Origin of the sequence: Vibrio sp. 1557, assembly GCF_033340175.1 — a bacterium.
In the GTDB taxonomy this organism is placed as follows: domain Bacteria; phylum Pseudomonadota; class Gammaproteobacteria; order Enterobacterales; family Vibrionaceae; genus Vibrio; species Vibrio alginolyticus.
The window spans coordinates 48,130-63,253 of the sequence record NZ_JAWOVZ010000003.1; the positions used below are offsets into that span (position 1 = coordinate 48,130).

A 15,124-nucleotide genomic window follows, 5' to 3' on the forward strand; every position below is an offset into this window, starting at 1 on the left:
GGTATATATGATGAGAAAGTTCATGCAAGTACTGCTTCTACTGGCAGTCATTGCGGCAGGTGTGTTGGCTTGGGTATTTATTCCATCGCACGAAACCATCGGGCAAAAAACGCTTGAGCAGGCACTCAACGACGACTACAGCCTCGTTGGACATCGAATCTACTCAACCGATCCGGATGCTGGCAACCGATTCGGCTACTTCGTATTGGCAACGGGCCAGAGCATTGAAGAGCAAGAGCCGTTTTTGGTCACTTCGGATCAGTTTATTCGCATGGAGCAAACGGGTGATAATACCTTGTCTGTGACCATCAATGGCCGTATTTACCATTATCATAACGACTTGTGGGTGCCAAAATCAGACGGGAAATTGCAACACTTTTTAGTCAGCGCAACCGCCAAGTACGTACGCTAAAACGGGAACATTACTACCCCCTCCCACCACACACACAAAAAAAACAAAGCCCCGCATACACTGCGGGGCTTTTTACGTGAAGAAGAAAATAACATCGAATAAATGAGCGTTACTTCGCTAACACTTTCTCTTTAATCACTTTGAGTACCCCAGCCTCTTGGTTGCTTGGCGCAGAATAACGAGCAATTTTCTTAATCTCTTCGTGCGCGTTGGCAACCGCGTACGAATGCTCACTGACTTGCAGCATTTCGAGGTCATTGAGGTAATCACCAAACGTCATGGTTTCTGCCGGAGTAAAATTCATCGTCTCTTGAAGATGCTGAATGGCCGCACCTTTAGAGGCCTCGGCATTCATCACATCCAGCCAGATTTTTGCACTCACCACGACTTTATGCGTTGCGCCAAACTTAGCGTTCATGGTCGGAAACAGGAGCTCTTCCGAACCGTCAAAGTGACAAATTGCTACCTTAATAAACTCGTCTTCGACCTCAAGCAAATCCGGCACATATTCACAGCGGTGGTAGTACTTTTGAAATTCTTCCAGCGATTGCTGATCATGCGTTTCGATGTACGCCGAGTGCTTGCCACACAATACGATGTTCGCCCCGTCAATCTCACGAGCCGCTTTCACAATCTCCAACACTTCCGCTTTAGGAATGGTACAACTGTAGAGCTCTTTGTCTTGGTACATCACCAAGGTGCCGTTTTCAGCCACATACAACAGTCTGTCTTTGATTGGCGCGAACGTGTCTCGCAGGCTGTAATACTGACGACCAGACGCAGCGGAGAACAAAATGCCTTGCTCTTCCAGTTGCAAAAACAGATCGAAAAACTCTGGATCCAAACGACCGTACTGGTCAAGCAATGTGCCATCCATATCGGAAGCAATAAATTTGATGCAAACTTGTGACATTAACGAAAACTCTAAATGATGCTGCGAAAATATATCCATGTAAGGTACAGGATCTTGTATGAATCTCAAGTCGGGATGACGACGCTTTTCGCATTCACCAAGGGTGCTGTTTAAAGTAATCTTCACTGTGATCGATGAAAGCTCTCACCGCAGGAGACAAGTGTTTACGTGATGAATACAGCGCGTAAATGTTGAGATCATTTGGCTTCCAATCCGGCAACACCGACTCAAGCTGACCCGATTTGAGATAGATATTGCTCAAGTAAGTTGGCAACATCGAAATACCCATGCCTTGTAAAGCGCCATGCAATAACGCCGTGGCCTCATTGCTGGTTAGGCGACACTCAATTCCCACCGATTCGAACTGGTCGCCCTGAGACAAATGCCACACGTGACGCTCAAAGTTTTTGTATCCCAAACAGTCGTGTGAAGATAAATCTCGCGGATGCGCGATCGCGTGGTGAGTTTGTAAATATTGCGGTGATGCTACCAACACCGATTCGCACACCGCAATCGGCTTACCAATCAAAGAAGGATCGGGATCTGACGCAATTCGGATCGCCAGATCGATGCGTTGTTCGGTTAGATCACTCACTGAATCTTGCAGATCTATGTCGATATACACTTTGGGGTGCTTTTGCATAAAACTGTTTACTACGGGGATCAACTGTGAGAATCCAAATGAAGTACTAGACGCAAGACGGATTTTTCCGGACAGCTCACCATCAACGGCAATGTTCGACGTTAATGTATCGGCCTGTTTTAACCAGCGCTCAATCTGAGGCAAGCTGCGCTCCCCTGCGGTGGTGAGGGACACCTTGCGCGTGGTGCGGTGTAACAAACGAGTTTGCAGCCAGTTCTCCATCGCCTCTACATAACGAGTCACCATTGGCCGAGACATGTCTAACCGCTCTGCGGTCGCGGTAAAACTGCCAGAATACACCACATCCACAAACACTTTTGCTGCCGTTACTCTATCCATACATTTGATCGAAATAAGAAATAGTGATGCACATTATTGTGTATTTTTCCGAGCGTATCAATTTCCTAATATAGCTCCCGTTCCCAAGCCATGGTCGCTTGGCCCCAAATTCTTTAGGAGCTTATTATGAAAAAATTAACTTTGATTGCTGCATCCATTTTAATGGCAAGCCCTGTCCTAGCCTCTCCCCTTACTCTTGAGGTTTACAACGCCGACGGTAACAGCTTCCACGTAAACTCAACCTTGGTATACGGTGAGACTGACGCCATGGTTATCGACACTGGCTTCACCAAAGCTGACGCGATGCGCATTGCCGCTAAAGTGCTGGACTCAGGCAAAACGCTTAAAACCATTTTTATCAGCCAAGCGGACCCAGACTACTACTTTGGCGCAGAGGCCTTACACCAACAGTTCCCTGATGCGCAGATCATCACAACGCCTGCGGTTCAAAAAATTATTAAAGAGAAATTGGCTGGAAAGCTGGCGTACTGGGGACCAAAGCTTGGCGCAAACGCACCGGTAAAACCAGTGATCCCTGTCGCGTACGATAAAGCATCATTGGAGCTAGAAGGTCATAAGATTGAAATTCGTGGTAACCATGGCACATCAGCACACCGCCCTTACCTATGGATTCCAGATAACAAAGCGATTCTAGGTAACGTAGCCGTGTACTCAAACGTACATTTGTGGATGGCAGATGCCGCTGACCAGACCGCCATCAATGCTTGGGAGCAGCAACTTAGCGAGATGCTTGCGCTTAAACCTCAAGTGGTCATTCCTGGTCACATGAAAGCAGGCACAAAGCTGAACGCAGACACCATTCGCTACTCGCAACAATACTTGCAGGATTTTCAGCAAGCGAAAAAACACAGCAATAACAGCGTTCAACTCATTGACACCATGTCTGCGAAATACCCAGAAGCTCAATTGCCAATCGCGCTAGAAATCGGTGCGAAAGTGCATACTGGTGAAATGTCATGGTAACCGTGCATTACTTCTTCGATCCCATGTGTGGTTGGTGCTACGGGGCATCACCACTCATCGAAGCCTTGATGGACACCTCTCAATTTAAGGTAGAGCTTCATCCCGGCGGTATGATTGAGAAACGCGCGATTGAACCTGAATTTCGTCAGCACATCATCAACAGTGACGCTCGTATTGCAACCGAAACCGGAGCGACGTTTGGTGAAGCATATCTGCAACGCGTGAAAAGCGAAGATGCGTTTGTTCTTAATTCTTATCTACCAACACAAGCGATCTTGAGTGCGGAAAAAATGGGGCTGAATCCATGGCACATGCTAAAGGCCATCCAATCTGCGCATTATCAGCTCGGGTTAAAAGTGAATGAAGCATCGACGCTCAAAGCCATTGCAGAATCGCTAGGTTTAGCAAGTGATGCGTGGGAGCAAAACATGGCGTTAAGCGAAGCCGAACTAGATGAGAGAATTCGCTCTAGCCGACAATTGATGCGACAGTTACACGTTGGTGGTTATCCAACCCTGATTGCAGAAGTAAATGGCGAGTACTTGACCTTGCCGCACTCGACCTACTACGACAAACCGGCACAGTGGAAGCTTGCATTACAAAAACTGCGATAAGCTCTTCCCCACTCGCTCTTGTTCTTAATCCAAGAGCGAGTGCCAACACCGACATGGCAATCCTGACTCAAACAGGTACAATCCTCGCTCGATTTTTTACTCTCGCGGATACCCACCATGCACTCGCCTGAACATTGTTTTACTCGTTTTACTGCTGATATTTCTGGCTATGAATTGCCAACGCAGTTTACGTTTCCGTTCTACTACACGCCGCATCCTCTTTGCGTTATGGCCGCAAAGCAATTGCAACAGCACTTATTAGCGCAAACCGACTTCGAACACGATTTTGGTTTGGTTAATGAAGAAACGGGGCGAGGCAAAATGTTTGGCGTATTGCTGGTAGAAAACCCTCAAGGCGAACTCGGATTTTTAAGTGCGTTTTCTGGCAAAATTGCTGACCAAAACTTGATTCCAGGGTTTGTCCCTCCTGTGTACGACATGCTGACCGATGAAGGTTTCTTCCGCGCAGAAACGGATGCCATCAACGCCGCCAATGCGGAGTACAAAACCTGTGCCGCGAATCCGGAATTGGCAGATCTTAAAGCGCAAATACAAGCCGACCGAGCCGCTTATCAGCAAGAGGAGCAAACACAGCGCCAAGTGATGATTGACGGCCGCGCCGCACGCAAACGACAGCGTCAACAGGGAGAGCAAACACTCAATGCCGATGACCTCAAAATCTTATTGGATGAGTTGGGTAAGCAAAGTGTCGCCGAGAAAAACGTTCTCAAATACTTAAAGCAAGCGTGGGATGAAAAGCTTGCAATCAAAGAAGCGCGCTTGGCTGAGTTAGAGCAGCAACTTGCTCATCTGAAAGAACAGCGCAAAACGCTCTCCAACGCTTTACAGCACAAACTGCATAAACAATACCGCTTCCTAAACAGCCATGGCGAAACACGCGACTTGGTGGACATTTTTGCGGACACCACAAACCCAATCCCACCAGCAGGTGCGGGGGAATGTGCTGCGCCAAAACTGCTCCAATACGCATTTAAACACAGATTCAAACCGCTGGCGCTGGCAGAATTTTGGTGGGGTGTTTCGCCAAAGTCTGAGGTTCGCCAACACAAAAAATTCTACCCATCGTGCAACAGCAAATGTCAGCCGATTTTAGGCCATATGATGCAAGGGCTGGACGTCGAACCCAACCCATTGGCGGAGAATTGGGCAGAAGACAAAGAGCTAGAGATAATCTACCAAGACGACGCTATGGTCGTCGTCAACAAGCCCTCGGGCTTACTTTCAGTGCCGGGTAAAACCATCAAAGACTCTGCTTATACGCGCCTACAAGCGATGTTCCCTGATGTGGAAGGGCCGTTTGTGATTCATCGCCTCGACATGGCGACCTCTGGCATTTTGGTGTTTGCCTTAACTAAGCGCGCGAACAAAAGTCTGCAAAAACAGTTTATGTCTCGCGGCGTACAAAAACGTTATATGGCACTGCTCGAAGGCGTATTAAACGAGCCTGAAGGGGAAATTTCACTGCCAATGCGTGGTGACCCAGACGACCGCCCACGTCAACTGGTGTGTTTTGAACACGGGAAACATGCAGAAACCTACTGGCAACTGATTGAAGTCAAAGATGGACGCAGCAAGGTATACATGTATCCGAAAACCGGGCGAACTCACCAACTACGTGTACACAGTGCTCATCACATGGGGTTAAACATGCCGATGGTTGGTGATGGTTTATACGGCGAAAAATCGAATCGCTTACACCTGCATGCTGAGATGCTAGAGCTGGATCATCCATACAGCAAAGAGCGTATGGTGTTCCAAGCTGAGTGCGAATTCTAACGTCTTCCCGATTTTAAATAACAAAAAGGCACTGACTAACAGTGCCTTTTTTGGTTTCTAACAACAGAATAAGCGTGATGCGCGATACCGAAAACCGTTAGCTCACCTTAAACTTGGTCCACACCTGAGAGCGCCAACGCCTTGCCATGATGATACCACGTACCCATTCATCGAGTGCGATTGCCATCCAAGCCCCTAAAACGCCATAACCCAAGTGGATGCCAAAGATGTAAGAGAAAAGCACGCCTAGTCCCCACATACTCAAAATCCCCATTTGCACTGGGAACTTGATGTCACCCGCGCCTTTGAGCCCCGCGATAAAAATCAGGTTAAACACACGTCCAGCTTCGAGCAAAATTGAGCCCATGACTAACGAACTTGCCAATGCGAGTATTTCCGGTTGATCGGTAAATACGCGTAGAATCTCTTCTCTAAACAGGTAAATCAGTGTGGTTGCCGCCGTTGATGCCACAAATCCCACTAAGAAGTAGATTTGTACGCGTTTTAAAATGCTACTCACCCAACCTTTACCAATGTAGTAACCGGTCTGAATTTGCGCAGCCTGACCAATTGCCAGCGCGAAAGCAAACGAGAAACGGGCAATGTTTTGCGCATAAGTGAAAGCCGCCAACGATGCCGTCCCCATTTGCACCACAAAGTATACAATGCAGATTTGCGCCACGTTGTAAGACAGCACCTCACCCGCGTTCATGCCGCCGATTTTTAAGATCTTTTTGTAAATCTCTGCCGGTACTTGTTTCATAGTCGACATTGGTAGTTCAATGCTACTGCGAGCGAGAATAAACCATAACATTAACGTACCGATGACTTGGCTGACGACGGTTGCTATTGCTACACCTTGCACACCATACACAGGTAAACCGAATGGCTGGTAAAGCGCAATATAGTTACCAATGATGTTGAATACACCCGAGATCAAATTCACCACCATTGGGGAACGTGAATAACCATGACTACGCAGAATAGTTGTAAAAACAACGCCAATCGTAACGTTAAACGTCATCGCACCGCTTATCAGCAGATATTCATGAGCGTACTGCTCGACTTGCGCTTCCAAGCCGTAATACGGGAGTAGATATATCGCACCAAGCACGGCAATCACACTCAATAGCACACCGACGAGCACAGACAACGCAATACTCGCAACACCAACGCTCACTGACTCTTGCTCGCGTCCAGCGCCATTGTATTGGGCAATCAAAATCCCCGTACCGCTGCTGACAAACGTCGAAACGATGATTAAAAAGAAGGTAATCTGCGTGATCACACCAACAGCGGATACGGCTTTGTCTGAGTAGCCACTCAGCATGAACACGTCACTGGTTCCTAAAGCCGTCCGTAGCAAAATTTCGACAAGAATTGGCCAAGCTAATGCCACGATGGACATTCGTTGGTTGATGTTTTGGCTTTTAGGCATGCTTGTAACCTTTCCTACAACTAAAAACTGCCTCACAATATTTGTGAAGCAGTTTAAAAATAGTGACTCGAACGAAGCTCGATATGAGGTTGTGATTTAGCGCGGATTCTAGTCGCATATTGGTCATAACGACAACAATATTTCGCCCTGTTTCGGAAAAATATTTCTAATGCATTTTCGAAACGACATATGCCTTGACGATACGTAGAGCAGAGATTGGTGAACAATACTCTCAATCAACGAGCACCGAACAGAATCAGGATAATCAATAGAAATATGTCTAACTAGATACATTACTTTGAATTATCAGTCCAACCATATAGAGCCATGAAGAACCGTCATGAAAACCTGCATGCGCCACCATTCCTCTTTGAACACTCGCACCAAATCACACTGATGGCTTTGCACTAAAAATGACTGATATCACATTTGGAAACTTTGTTGTTCTATTTATCGCGAAAATACCGCCTAGAATAAGCGTACACGTTAATTAAGCAAGGATACGTAATGTCGACATTGGCTGGGGCGCGCTTAGAAGAAATGGCGGACATCCGCTCAACAAGAAAAAAGAAAATTGTCTTTTTATGCTCCAGTATCGCCGCTGCCTGTTTAACTTATGGTTCCATTGCTCAATCACTTGAGAATAACTGGGGTTTAAGCTTTTTCCATGCTTTGTGTGCCTTGGCATGCTTAGCAATCAGTTATGTAATAAAAGTCCAGCGGCACCATCAATACGCCGACTTATGGCTAAGTGCTGTCTTAATGTTCGAAGGGTTATTGTTACTTCTGTATAACGACGCTCCGTCAGGCAAGATGCTATGGCTATATCCTATTGTCGCCACTCTGGTATTAATTAATGAGTTTAAGGTCGGTCTGCTGTTCAGTGGCACCTACATTTTACTGATCTTTTTTGGGGTCGCTTTTTTAGATCGACTGCCAACAGCCACAGAAATCATAGAGCGGAGATTGATGCTGACCCTGATAGCGACCGCGTTTGTGTGTCACACGTTCTCGTATTACTACACGAAAGTCCTCAATTACATTCAAACACTGTATCGTGAGGGGATTGAGGAGTTAGCATATTTTGACCAGCTCACTGGGCTTGCCAATCGCTGGAGCTTTGAAACTTGGGCGCGCGCAAAGCTCGATGAAATCAAGCACTCATCTGATGACAGCATCACCGCATTGGTCTTTCTCGATATCGATAACTTCAAGCACATCAACGACACCTACGGGCACGATATTGGTGACCAAGTACTTCAAGCCTTCGCAACTCGATTAAAAAATAACATTCGCAACAAAGACAGAAAAACCGATAAACACGACTACTCCATCGCTCGATTTGCGGGCGATGAATTTGTAATCATGCTTTACGATGTAAAAAGTAAAGATGACCTCGACAGCATCCTAAAACGGATCGTGAATCTGTTTCCGACAGGTTACCGAAGCTACGATATGATTAACGAGTTAACAATGAGTGTAGGTGCTGCTATCTATAAGCAAGATGCAAAGGATTTGTCTGAATTGACTCGATGTGCAGATAAAGCAATGTACGCAGCTAAACATACTGGTAAAAACCAGTACGCCTTTTATGAGCACTGCAATACGGAAGAACAGTCAACATCTGATGCACCAGCGGTACCAGAAGCTTGCTAATGACTAAGCGAACACATGCATCACCCAAAGCCCCACAACGAGGAATACGATTAACCACACTACTTGCAACGTTCTGTTCGGCTTGTCTTGCTGACGAGTGGGGTGATCTTTAAACGCACGGCCCTTCATTTTGCCCATTAAGCTCTTTCCTAGAGCACGTCGATAAAATTCACGTCTCTTATGAGCGGCATTGGCAACTTCGGTAAAGCGCTGTCTTTGCTCATTGGTGAGATCTTTGTCCTCGTAACGAGGAGGGAGATCAGAATGCTTGCGTTGTACTGCCATCACTTCCTCCCTGGTCGATGGGTACATTTTTATTAAGTATATACCCAAATAACCAAAAAGATGCGTTATAAGTGAAGCACATAGACGAAAAAACCACCCGAAGGTGGTTTTATGACGAGCAACAAATGAACGCTAGAAGTACTCACATAAATACGCAGTCGCTTCTTTCACTTGAAGCTCAAATGAAGAATTACCTTCCACTTCAAAAAACTCACCACTTTGATAAGTCGTCCAATCGCTCTCGCCAACACGCTTGACCACAAGCGCACCTTTTACAACCGTCATACGCTCTGGTGCTTGAGTACCAAACGTGTACTCACCAGGAAGCATCACACCAACGCTAACATCCTGATCTTTCTGGTTAAAGCCCAGTGATTTTACACTACCAGCAAAATAGCTATTTTCCTTAATATTCATTATTGGTTTCCTTATCAAAAGTCCGCTCTTTTTTACCTTGTTTCTTTCCGTTACTCAAGCTTTGAAAGCCATTAAACTCAACGTAATAACGCACATCCTTTGCTACTGAGCGAGAACCTCTTTTCACGAGGATTAATCAGGCGACCTAAACCGATCAAGAAAAACTGCGAAGTAATGAATGTGAGCAAACAACAAAACCATCAATAAGATGTGTATCTGAATGTAAAAGTGGACATTAGATCATAGTTTCGTCGTCTCAATGGCGGGATTGTTTGTTTTTAAAAAGGAAGGTTTCCACCATGTTAAAAAAGTGGAGAAAATTAGATCTATGACGGACTCGACTCGCCGAAGGCGAAAAGCACGACAAGAACCAAAACTTTCATTTTTGGCTCGCCACCAATCCAAAATCCTCAAGAGTACATTTGTCTGCTTCGGGATGGGTCTGTTGACGTTTTTTGGCTATCAAATCCACCTTTCCTATCAAGACCACATTGATCCGGAAAAGGTGTACGGCGAATGGATTGAGATTGGCGCGCCACCCTACCAAACAGAACGTCTCGTTTTCACTGAAGATGGGGTATACCGAAACCATCGACTCATTACGACGGAATTTGAATTCGATGGCAAGGTCATCACGTTGAATACCGGATTAGGAAAGACAGCGTATCAGATCTCAGGCTCTCATCTTTCACCTCAAATACGCCGTATTGAACCTCTTATTCCAGATCAGCGATTCATTCGTAAAGGATTTGAGCATACCGTTCAGGGCTCAGAAACCGGCGCAGCCTCTAAACGTCGTGCCGCGTTGAGTGAACACTTCAGCCGTGACTAGTACGTCTTCACGGCTATTTTTCCTTTCAATTCTCTTTCTATATCAATGAAACAAAACCTTAATAAACAACAAAATAAGGCCTTCATCGCATTTAACTAACTCGTTACTGAGTAAACAATAATTTTAGTTTCTGCTGAGATTTTATAAATTATTGACTCAGTCTGACACTTTCTGTGTAACAGAGTGCGAGTTTTAGTTAAGTTCTCTCAAGTGCCTCGAAAACCGTCTTAATTTTTTTTGACGAAAAAAAACTCTCTGAAATGCTGAGTGTGATGCTTTTGCACGTGGAGTAAATCCAATCATCTTATCTGGTGCAAGAGCAGCCTATGTTCTAGGTAGAACATGAATCCAAGGATTGAGAGAGAAGTTATGATTCGATTTAACCTATGTGCAGCTGGAGTTGCTTTAGCGCTATCAGGTGCTGCAGTTGCGGCTCCAACCGCACCAAGTATCGATATGTACGGTTCCAACAACCTTCAGTTTTCTAAAATTGAACTCGCGATGGAAACCACGTCAGGCTACTACGACATGGTGAAATACCATGAGCAAGCGAAGATCACTGTTAAATTTAACCAGTGGAGTGGCACACCTGGTGACACTTACAACGTCTATTTTGATGGTGTAAAAGTAGCAAGCGGCCCTATCACTGGTAGCCAAACAACAGCTTCGTTTGAATACGGCCAAGGTGGCTTATACCAAATGGAAATCGAAGCATGTGATGCGACAGGTTGTGCGAAAAGCGCACCAGCTGAAATCACAATTGCAGATACCGATGGTTCTCACCTGAAGCCACTAACGATGAATGTTGATCCAAACAACAAAACCTACAATACCGATCCAAGCGTCGTGATGGGTACGTATTTTGTTGAATGGGGCATCTATGGCCGTGACTACACAGTCGATAATATGCCGGTCGACAACTTGACTCACATCCTTTACGGTTTTATCCCAATTTGTGGCCCAAATGAGTCTGTGAAGTCTGTTGGCGGCAACAGTTTCAACGCGCTACAAACTGCTTGTACAGGTGTGCCTGATTATGAAGTCGTTATCCATGACCCTTGGGCTGCTTATCAGAAGAGCTTCCCACAAGCTGGTCATGAATACAGCACGCCTATCAAGGGTAACTACGCAATGCTAATGGCATTGAAACAACGTAACCCTGATCTAAAAATCATCCCATCGATCGGTGGTTGGACACTGTCTGACCCATTCTTCGATTTCGTGGACAAGAAAAACCGAGACACATTCGTCGCATCAGTTAAGAAGTTCCTGAAAACTTGGAAATTCTACGATGGTGTTGATATCGACTGGGAATTCCCTGGCGGCGGCGGTGCAGCAGCCGATAAGGGCGACCCTGTAAACGATGGCCCAGCATACATCGCACTGATGCGTGAACTGCGCGTAATGCTTGATGAATTAGAAGCTGAGACAGGCCGTACTTACGAGCTAACGTCCGCTATCGGTGTCGGTTACGACAAGATTGAAGACGTAGACTACGCAGATGCGGTTCAGTACATGGATTACATCTTCGCAATGACTTACGACTTCTACGGCGGCTGGAACAACGTTCCTGGTCACCAGACTGCGCTTTACTGTGGTTCATTCATGCGTCCTGGTCAGTGTGACGGTAGTGGCGTTGATGAGAACGGCGAACCGTACAAAGGTCCTGCTTACACAGCAGATAACGGCATCCAACTTCTTCTTGCTCAAGGCGTTCCTGCGAACAAGCTAGTACTTGGTACAGCAATGTACGGTCGTGGCTGGGAAGGCGTAACTCCAGATACACTCACAGATCCAAACGACCCAATGACAGGTACTGCTACAGGTAAACTGAAGGGCAGCACAGCACAAGGTGTTTGGGAAGATGGCGTAATTGACTACAAAGGCATTAAGTCATTCATGTTAGGTGCAAACAACACTGGCATTAACGGCTTCGAATACGGCTACGATGCACAAGCAGAAGCACCATGGGTATGGAACCGTACTACGGGCGAGTTGATCACATTTGATGACCACCGTTCAGTGCTAGCAAAAGGTAGCTACGCGAAGTCTCTTGGTCTTGCTGGTCTATTCTCTTGGGAAATTGACGCGGATAACGGCGACATTTTAAACGCGATGCACGAAGGTATGGCTGGTGGTGTGGTACCTCAACCAAACCGTAAACCAACCGCAGCCGCTGGCGCAGATCAATCGGTAACAGGTCCTGCAAGTGTGGTTCTAGATGGCAGCCTGTCAAACGACTCTGACGGCACCATCGCAAGCTACGCTTGGGAACAAGTATCTGGCACGGCAGTGGTACTAACAGGTGCAAACTCAGCGAAAGCAAGCTTTGATGCAGCAGAAGTTACTGTTGAAGAGCAATTAACTTTCAAGCTGACGGTGTCTGACAATGAAGGTGCAACGGCATCTGACCTTGTTGTAGTAACTGTGAAGCCAGCAGGTGTGGTTGACCCAGTGAACAACGCGCCAGTAGCGCAAGTTGTTGCTCCAGCAACAGCAAACGCTGGTGACGTTGTGGTTGTAGATGCATCTGCGTCTAGCGATGCAGACAACGATACCCTGACATTCAACTGGACTCTACCTCAAGGTCTGAATGCAACGGTTGAAGGCTCTAAAGTCACGTTCACTGCTGCGGAATACCCGCAAGACACAAGCTTAAGCTTCACTGTAAGTGTGAGCGACGGTAAAGCGTCTTCATCGGCAAGCGCGACAGTGGTTGTTGCACAGCACGCAACCGATCCGAACCCTGGTACTTGTGACAACGCATGGGATGCGAGCGCAGTGTACACAGGTGGTAACCAAGTGACTCACGCAGGTAAAACGTGGGAAGCGAAATGGTGGACTCAGGGTGACGATCCTAGCCAATCTGGCGAATGGGGCGTTTGGAAAGAAGTTGGCGTAGCTAACTGTAACTAATTTCAGCCTTGCAGACTTTCTGCTAAATAAACAAAGGACAGCTTCGGCTGTCCTTTTTGGATTTAACCTCTTAACGAGAAGAGCAACACCAGAGACGAAAAAATCTGAGGTGTTACTTTCAAATCGAATTAGCGCAAAACGGAGCGAGTCAATCAGTAAAAGTAAGGGTTACCAAGCACTATCGAGCAAACGGTCAAAACTACTGAAGACTTGCTCACACTTCATCACTCGACCATGCCCCTGACCTTGTGTTGTCACTAACTCAACGTTTTTAATCTCTTCAGCCGCTTTTGCCGAGACACTGTATTTGGTGAACTTGTCTTGCTCATCATGAATAATAATGGTGTGAGACGGACGCTCAGACAAACGCTTCATCGGATCAATGGACTGTAACGGATAACCAAATTGGTCTTCAACTTCTGAAACCACAGCATTAAAAAGCTTCATCGAGTAACCGGAACGTGCAATGCTACCGAATAAGTTCTCTACGTAATTTAATACCGGAGCAATAAGCAGCAAAGGCTTGTTTTCTAATTTACTGTGCCTACACTCAAGAGCAGAAGCGGTGCCCATGCTGTGCCCAACTAGGCCAACAATATCCTCGACCGTATCCAACACATCTTCTAATCCTCTGACAAACCCCGGAATGTGCCCATACTGCCCCTCACTCTCACCATGTGCCGGATGATCGTACGCCAAAGCAGTAAACCCTTTCGACGCAATATGTTCCATCAGTGGATAAAACTGACTTGCCGTTCCAGACCAACCATGAGTTAGCACCCAAATAGGTCCAGAGCCCAAAGTATAGGTTTTGATGATGCCTGCATGCCCTTTAATTTCACCTTTGATAAGCCCTTGAGGTTCAATATTTTTAGGTTGCGTACGAGCAGGTGTCAGAAGAAGCTTGCGCGCGGTCTTCTTTGCATGTGACGGGGCCAGTGTATGGTGTAACCGAGTACTAATGTTCACCAAACTGCGCTTAATACTGAAACGTTGCGATGTATTAAAGTAAATTTTTTCACTCATAATCATGTCCTTAACTATCAGCTTTGCACAAAATAGAACGGTCGTGCTTTTTATGCTGATAAGAAAGAGCGAACTCAGCCGCTCTTGTGATTTTATGTCTACGAATCTGGGAAGCGATTAACCGATATTAGTCTTTCCAGCGAGAAAACAAGTTGTCGATCCCTTGCCAAAACAGACGCAAGCTTTCTTGCTCACCTTTAATTGAGTAAAAAACATGCGCACTCAAATAGAGACCGTACAAATCAAACGTTGCTTGGCGTGTATCTAAGTCTGCTGCAAATTCTTGCTTCTCTTTGCCTTTCGCTATTTGGATCTCCAAATAACTCAGCCAAGTGTCTATGGATTTACGCAGTCCGGCCTGAAGCGGGCAATCTTTATCTGCCGTATCATTCCAAGCGTCAAGAAACATACAACTTCCTTGGAATGCGTGATTCCAAGTCATCCAAGAGTCGAGCAACCCTCGAATTTTACGCTCGATATTGCCATCCCCGAGTTCTCGAGCAGGCTCAATAACCCGATCAGCGAACACTTTATTGGCGTGATCAAGCACCGATAGCTGTAAATTCAACTTCGAATTAAAGTGGGCAAACAGACCACTTTTCGACATACCGCATTGCTTGGCTAACTCTCCAATCGTAAGACTTTCTAATCCGTCTTCGCTGGCGATCTCAAAAGCCCGCTGCAGAATAAACTCTTTTGTCACTTTTCCTTTTTGCATAGTCTTATTTTTAGCACGATCGTTCTTTTTTGCAATCTCGAGTTAACTGGTCTAACCATTATTCAGTGCTATTTTCGACTCACGAATCAGGTATTAATTGCGTTAATAGGTTAATAATTAAGAAGTTTGAAGTA

14 protein-coding genes are annotated in these 15,124 nt (G+C 46.0%); 7 read left to right on the top strand and 7 right to left on the bottom strand.

Going from position 1 to position 15,124, the window contains the following annotated elements:
- The first annotated feature begins 22 nt into the window (after positions 1-22).
- Complete coding sequence (locus R7070_RS05960) at positions 23-412, top strand: hypothetical protein (RefSeq protein ID WP_017633832.1); 390 nt, start codon at positions 23-25, stop codon at positions 410-412.
- A 109-nt stretch (positions 413-521) separates the two neighbouring features.
- Here R7070_RS05960 and R7070_RS05965 read toward each other — a convergent pair whose 3' ends face one another.
- Together R7070_RS05965 and R7070_RS05970 are read right to left on the bottom strand one after the other, a co-directional pair.
- The gene (locus R7070_RS05965) at positions 522-1,325 is read right to left on the bottom strand and encodes an HAD family hydrolase (RefSeq protein WP_213903341.1); all 804 of its coding nucleotides are present in this window, start codon (positions 1,323-1,325) and stop codon (positions 522-524) included.
- Between the two features lie 94 nt (positions 1,326-1,419).
- Positions 1,420-2,307: a LysR family transcriptional regulator gene (locus tag R7070_RS05970; protein ID WP_017633830.1), complete on the bottom strand. Its 888-nt coding sequence runs from the start codon at positions 2,305-2,307 to the stop codon at positions 1,420-1,422.
- Positions 2,308-2,433: 126 nt separating this feature from the next.
- Here R7070_RS05970 and R7070_RS05975 point away from each other — a divergent pair, with 126 nt between their 5' ends.
- From R7070_RS05975 to R7070_RS05985, 3 genes are all read left to right on the top strand, one after another.
- Positions 2,434-3,291: an MBL fold metallo-hydrolase gene (locus R7070_RS05975; protein WP_169628496.1), complete on the top strand. Its 858-nt coding sequence runs from the start codon at positions 2,434-2,436 to the stop codon at positions 3,289-3,291.
- Positions 3,285-3,905 (top strand): DsbA family protein, encoded by a 621-nt coding sequence (locus R7070_RS05980; protein ID WP_213903342.1) that lies wholly within the window; start codon positions 3,285-3,287, stop codon positions 3,903-3,905. The genes R7070_RS05975 and R7070_RS05980 overlap by 7 nt, the downstream gene beginning before the upstream one ends.
- Positions 3,906-4,022: 117 nt before the next feature.
- The gene (locus R7070_RS05985) at positions 4,023-5,702 is read left to right on the top strand and encodes an RluA family pseudouridine synthase (RefSeq protein WP_238967353.1); all 1,680 of its coding nucleotides are present in this window, start codon (positions 4,023-4,025) and stop codon (positions 5,700-5,702) included.
- Positions 5,703-5,799: 97 nt separating this feature from the next.
- On the opposite strand, the gene R7070_RS05990 is transcribed toward R7070_RS05985, so the two are convergent.
- The gene (locus R7070_RS05990) at positions 5,800-7,140 is read right to left on the bottom strand and encodes an MATE family efflux transporter (RefSeq protein WP_017633826.1); all 1,341 of its coding nucleotides are present in this window, start codon (positions 7,138-7,140) and stop codon (positions 5,800-5,802) included.
- 507 nt (positions 7,141-7,647) lie between these two features.
- Between R7070_RS05990 and R7070_RS05995 the strand changes: the two genes are divergently transcribed.
- Complete coding sequence (locus R7070_RS05995) at positions 7,648-8,796, top strand: GGDEF domain-containing protein (protein ID WP_025768745.1); 1,149 nt, start codon at positions 7,648-7,650, stop codon at positions 8,794-8,796.
- 3 nt (positions 8,797-8,799) lie between these two features.
- On the opposite strand, the gene R7070_RS06000 is transcribed toward R7070_RS05995, so the two are convergent.
- Positions 8,800-9,081 (bottom strand): hypothetical protein, encoded by a 282-nt coding sequence (locus tag R7070_RS06000; RefSeq protein WP_005374405.1) that lies wholly within the window; start codon positions 9,079-9,081, stop codon positions 8,800-8,802.
- A gap of 132 nt (positions 9,082-9,213) precedes the next feature.
- Positions 9,214-9,498, bottom strand: a complete 285-nt coding sequence (locus tag R7070_RS06005; RefSeq protein WP_005383244.1) for a pyrimidine/purine nucleoside phosphorylase — start codon at positions 9,496-9,498, stop codon at positions 9,214-9,216.
- A gap of 328 nt (positions 9,499-9,826) precedes the next feature.
- Between R7070_RS06005 and R7070_RS06010 the strand changes: the two genes are divergently transcribed.
- Both R7070_RS06010 and R7070_RS06015 read left to right on the top strand, forming a co-directional pair.
- A complete protein-coding gene (locus tag R7070_RS06010) occupies positions 9,827-10,330 on the top strand; it encodes a DUF2850 domain-containing protein (protein ID WP_005374408.1) in 504 nt (167 codons plus the stop codon).
- Between the two features lie 369 nt (positions 10,331-10,699).
- Positions 10,700-13,246 carry a glycosyl hydrolase family 18 protein gene (locus R7070_RS06015; protein WP_033907217.1) on the top strand — a complete coding sequence of 849 codons (2,547 nt, stop codon included), beginning with the start codon at positions 10,700-10,702 and terminating at the stop codon, positions 13,244-13,246.
- A 168-nt stretch (positions 13,247-13,414) separates the two neighbouring features.
- On the opposite strand, the gene R7070_RS06020 is transcribed toward R7070_RS06015, so the two are convergent.
- Both R7070_RS06020 and R7070_RS06025 read right to left on the bottom strand, forming a co-directional pair.
- Positions 13,415-14,272: an alpha/beta hydrolase gene (locus R7070_RS06020; protein ID WP_017633823.1), complete on the bottom strand. Its 858-nt coding sequence runs from the start codon at positions 14,270-14,272 to the stop codon at positions 13,415-13,417.
- Positions 14,273-14,399: 127 nt separating this feature from the next.
- On the bottom strand, positions 14,400-14,990 hold the full coding sequence (locus tag R7070_RS06025; RefSeq protein ID WP_086047588.1) for a TetR/AcrR family transcriptional regulator: 591 nt from the start codon (positions 14,988-14,990) through the stop codon (positions 14,400-14,402).
- Positions 14,991-15,124 lie beyond the last annotated feature (134 nt).

Bases quoted from the DNA above. Each gene is read 5' to 3' on its own strand.
- R7070_RS06025 (WP_086047588.1), bottom strand. From the start codon at position 14,990: ATGCAAAAAGGAAAAGTGACAAAAGAGTTTATTCTGCAGCGGGCTTTT.
- R7070_RS05990 (WP_017633826.1), bottom strand. From the start codon at position 7,140: ATGCCTAAAAGCCAAAACATCAACCAACGAATGTCCATCGTGGCATTA.
- R7070_RS05995 (WP_025768745.1), top strand. From the start codon at position 7,648: ATGTCGACATTGGCTGGGGCGCGCTTAGAAGAAATGGCGGACATCCGC.
- R7070_RS05960 (WP_017633832.1), top strand. From the start codon at position 23: ATGCAAGTACTGCTTCTACTGGCAGTCATTGCGGCAGGTGTGTTGGCT.
- R7070_RS06010 (WP_005374408.1), top strand. From the start codon at position 9,827: ATGACGGACTCGACTCGCCGAAGGCGAAAAGCACGACAAGAACCAAAA.
- R7070_RS06020 (WP_017633823.1), bottom strand. From the start codon at position 14,272: ATGAGTGAAAAAATTTACTTTAATACATCGCAACGTTTCAGTATTAAG.
- R7070_RS06005 (WP_005383244.1), bottom strand. From the start codon at position 9,498: ATGAATATTAAGGAAAATAGCTATTTTGCTGGTAGTGTAAAATCACTG.
- R7070_RS05970 (WP_017633830.1), bottom strand. From the start codon at position 2,307: ATGGATAGAGTAACGGCAGCAAAAGTGTTTGTGGATGTGGTGTATTCT.
- R7070_RS05980 (WP_213903342.1), top strand. From the start codon at position 3,285: ATGGTAACCGTGCATTACTTCTTCGATCCCATGTGTGGTTGGTGCTAC.
- R7070_RS05965 (WP_213903341.1), bottom strand. From the start codon at position 1,325: ATGTCACAAGTTTGCATCAAATTTATTGCTTCCGATATGGATGGCACA.
- R7070_RS06000 (WP_005374405.1), bottom strand. From the start codon at position 9,081: ATGGCAGTACAACGCAAGCATTCTGATCTCCCTCCTCGTTACGAGGAC.
- R7070_RS06015 (WP_033907217.1), top strand. From the start codon at position 10,700: ATGATTCGATTTAACCTATGTGCAGCTGGAGTTGCTTTAGCGCTATCA.
- R7070_RS05985 (WP_238967353.1), top strand. From the start codon at position 4,023: ATGCACTCGCCTGAACATTGTTTTACTCGTTTTACTGCTGATATTTCT.
- R7070_RS05975 (WP_169628496.1), top strand. From the start codon at position 2,434: ATGAAAAAATTAACTTTGATTGCTGCATCCATTTTAATGGCAAGCCCT.